The organism is Halorubrum sp. AJ67 (assembly GCF_000513435.1).
This window is the reverse complement of sequence record NZ_CBVY010000008.1, coordinates 1-4,050: the sequence shown is the minus strand read 5'-3', so window position 1 is coordinate 4,050 and position 4,050 is coordinate 1. Positions and strand designations below refer to the sequence as shown.

Sequence of the window (4,050 nt, the reverse complement as noted above, 5' to 3'; positions counted from 1 at the left end):
GGGTGGGCGATCGCCAGTCCGACCGGGCCCTCCTCGTCGGTTTCCATCAGGAACGACCACTCGGCCTCGGCGGCGGCCTCGCGGACGCCGGCGGCGGACACGTCGAGTAAGGGCGCGCCGATGTCGTCGAACACCGTCTCCTCGCGCGCTCGCGAGACCACGGTCCGCAGCGCCTCCGCGTCGTCGGGCCGGGCCGCCCGGACATACATAATCAATCGTGAGTAAAGAACGCACCTATAGGTTTCGGCGGCGGCGCGATTGACGGGTGACGGCGGGCTGAAACGGTCGGCGTGACGGGGGAAGACCGACGCTCCGGGCCGTTACGCGACCGGTTCGACGCCGATCGTGACCGTGATACCCTCGACCTCCCACTCCTCGACGAGGCCGCCCTCGGCGGCCGCGGCGTCGCTCGGGTCATCGAGCCACGCGTCGGCGCGTACTCCCCGGCGATCAGGTCGGCGTGGTCGTCGACAAACGCGGCGACGCGGTCGTCGTCGACCGCGACGCCGACGCGGATCCGCGCCTCCACGTCCAAGTCGAGCTCTTTGCGCATCTCCTGGATCCGGCGAATCACGTCGCGGGCGTAGCCCTCGGACTCGATCTCGGGGGTCAGGGAGGTGTCGACGTAGACGGTGCCGCCCTCGAACTCCGCACCAGAGACGTTCTCCGGCGGCTCCGCGACGTACTCGACCATCTCGTCGTCGAGGTCGATCGACTCGCCGTCGACCGCGACCTCGCCGCCCTCGACGGCCGCGCGGGTCGCGCCCTGAACGGCCTCCATCACCTTCTGTGCGTCGCCGCCGAACGCAGGCCCGATGGCGGCCATCTGCGGCTCGGCGGTCTCGACCAGTTCGTCGAACGCGTCGGTGACGACCACCTCGCGCGCGTTGACGCGGTCGGCGATCAGCTCGGAGAGCCTGTCGACCGCGGCCGCGACCGTCTCGTCGTCGGTCTCGACGACGACGCGCGGCACGGGCCACCGGAGCTTGCGCCCGGCCTGCTGGCGCGCGTTCGCGGCGGCCTCCTCCACGTCGCGGAAGACCGCCACGTCGCGTTCGAGGTCGGGGTCGCGCAGGTCGGCGTCCGGCTCGGGGTACGACAGCGCGTGGACCGTCGTCGCCTCGCCGTCGAGGGTCTGGTACATGCGCTCGGTCATGTACGGCGCGATCGGCGCGAGCAGACGCGTCACCTCGTCGAGGACGGTCGCGAGCGTGGCATACGCGCCGCGCTTCGAGGCGGAGTCGGCCTCCTCCCACATGCGGTCGCGGACCGCCTTCACGTAGAACCGGGAGACGTCCTGCGTGACGAACTCGATCACGGCGTTGACGGCGTCGCTGACCTGATAGTCGTCCCAGGCGTCCGCGACCTCGGCTTCCACGGACTGGAGCCGCGAGAGCACCCACTCGTCGACGAGTTCGAGGTCGCCGTCCGCCAGATCGGCCTCGGCCGGGTCGTAGCCGTCGAGGTCCATGTACTCTAAGGGGAACCGGAACACGTTCCAGAGGATGTTGAGCTTGCCCTGTATCTCGCCGAGCCCGTCCCACTCGAACGCGAGGTCGACGCCCTGCTGGTCGTGGCTGAGGAGGTAGGTTCGCAGCGGGTCGCGTCCGGCGCGGTCGATCGCCTCCTCGGGCGTGACGATGTTCCCGACCGACTTCGACATCTTGCGGCCGTCCTCGTCGTTGGCGAACCCGTGCATCAGCACCTCCTCGTAGGGGATCTGGTCGACCGCGGCGGTCCCCATCCCGAGCTGCGACCAGAACCAGCCGCGGGTCTGGTCGTGCGCCTCGATGATCAGGTCCGCGGGCCACAGCTCCTCGTGGGCCGCCTCGTCGCTCGGGTAGCCGAGCGTCGCCCACGACGCCACCGAGGAGTCGATCCACACGTCGAACACGTCGTCGATCCGCCGGTAGGTCGTCCCGTCCTCGACGACGGTGAGGTCGTCCACAGAGGGGCGGTGGAGGTCGATCGACTCGGGGTCGACGTCCTCCTCGACGCGGTCGGCGAGCTCCTCCCGGGTGCCGATCACGATCATGTCCTCGTCGAGCTGTCCGGACTCGGCGTCTTCGGGCACCCAGATCGGGATCGGGATCCCCCAGTAGCGCTGGCGGGAGACGTTCCAGTCGGGGGCGTCCTCGATGAAGTCGCGGAACCGGTTGTCCCGCGCCCACTGCGGGTGCCACTCCGACTCCTCCATGTTGTCGAGGAGGTCGTCTTTCACGTCCGTGATCGAGATGAACCACTGGTCGGTGACCAGCTGGATGATTCCGGTGTCACACCGCCAGCAGTGGCCGTAGCTGTGCTCAATGGTCCCGTGCGCGAGCATGTGGCCGTCAGCGACGAGGTCGTCGATGATGTCGTCGTTGGCGTCGCGGACGAACTGGCCGGCGTACTCCCCGGCGGCCTCGGTGAACTCGCCGTTCGGCCCGACGGGACAGTGGACGTCGAGGCCGAGTTCGGTGCCGCGGTGGAAGTCCTCCTCCCCGTGGCCGGGCGCGGAGTGGACGAGTCCGGTGCGGTCGGCCTCCACGTAGTCGGCGGCGTACACCCGCCCGGCACCGTCGAAGTCCGGGTACTCGGCGACGCGGTCGGCGAGCGGGTGGTCGTACGCCCAGCCGACGAGGTCGTCGCCGGTCAGCTCGGCCTCGACTTCGTAGCTCTCGTAGCGGCCCGCCTGCAGCACGTCTTCGACGCACTCGGCGGCGACGTAGAGCAGTTCCTCCTCGCCGTCCCGCTCGGCGCGGACCGCGTTGTAGGTCAGCTCCTCGTCGACGGCGACGAAGGTGTTCGCGGGGATCGTCCACGGCGTCGTCGTCCAGATGACGAGGCTCCCCTCGCGGTCGGCGAGCGGGAACTTCACGTAGATCGAGGGGTCCTCGACGTCCTCGTACTCGACCTCGTTGTTGGCGAGGCCGGTCTCGCAGCGCGGGCACTGCGAGATCGAGCGTTTCCCCTGCTCGACGAGGCCGTTGTCGGCGACCTCGGAGAACGCCCACCAGGCGGCCTCCATGTACTCGGGGTCGATCGTCTCGTAGGGGTCCTCCCAGTCCATCCACGCGCCGATGGACTTGAAGTCCTCGTCCATCGCCGCCCGGTTCTCGACGGCGAACTGCTTGCACTTCTCGATGAACGCCTCCATCCCGTACTCCTCGATGTCCCGCTTGTTCTCGAAGCCGAGCTCCTCCTCGACTTTCACCTCGATCGGGAGCCCGTGCATGTCGTAGCCGGGGCGGTCGGTGACGCGGTGGCCGGTCATCCGCTTGTACCGGATGACGGCGTCTTTCAGCGTCTTGTTCCAAGCGGTTCCGAGGTGCATCTGCCCGGAGGTGTACGGCGGGCCGTCCACGAAAAAGAACGGCGGGTCGTCGGCGTGCGCCTCTTTCGCCGCCTCGTAGGCGTCGTGGTCGTCCCAGTACTCGTCGACCGCGGTCTCGACGTCCGCGGGCGCGTACTGGTCGTCGATCTGCTCCATACGCGTTGGTCTGCGCGCGCGTATTTGAATACGGCGGAGTCGTGGGAACAGTTCAGACGGCGGGACCGACCGGGCACCGAACCGCGAAGCCGCGACCGCGATCCGCGAGTAGATTCCCGCTCGGACGCGGACGGAAGGTCGATCCTACTCGGGTATTTGGCCCATACCAATATCGTTCGACCCCCGATTGCGAGTATGAACGCCTCACGTGTGGTCGTCGTCGCGGCGGCGGTGCTGGTCGTCGTCGTCGCGACCGGCGGCGCGGTCGGTCAGGAGCAGGTGACGCTCACCGTCTCGGTGACGGACCAGAACGGCGACACGGTCGGCGGCGTGACCGTCGAGGCGACGTGGGAGACCGAGTCCGGCGAGACGGAGACCGCGACGGGGACGACGGCGAGCAACGGGAACGTACTGCTCGACGTCCCCGAGGGGGCGAGCGTCGAACTGGACGTCGACGACGACGCGTACGTCCGGAACCGCCCCCTCCGCGTCGCAAACGCGAGCGAGACGGCGGTCGCGCTCGGCGTCAGTCGGAGCGGGACGGCGACGGTGACCGTGGTCGACGACCGGGACCGGCC

Annotated in this window: 3 pseudogenes; 1 reads left to right on the top strand and 2 read right to left on the bottom strand. The window is 69.0% G+C overall.

Annotation, left to right across the window (positions count from 1 at the left end):
• Both BN903_RS08370 and ileS read right to left on the bottom strand, forming a co-directional pair.
• Nucleotides 1-209 (bottom strand): annotated as a pseudogene (locus BN903_RS08370) (GNAT family N-acetyltransferase); the annotation flags it as partial.
• Between the two features lie 111 nt (nucleotides 210-320).
• Nucleotides 321-3,472, bottom strand: a pseudogene (gene ileS, locus BN903_RS08365) (isoleucine--tRNA ligase).
• A gap of 195 nt (nucleotides 3,473-3,667) precedes the next feature.
• On the opposite strand from ileS, the pseudogene BN903_RS08360 reads away from it, so the two are divergent.
• Nucleotides 3,668-4,050, top strand: a pseudogene (locus BN903_RS08360) (carboxypeptidase regulatory-like domain-containing protein); the annotation flags it as partial.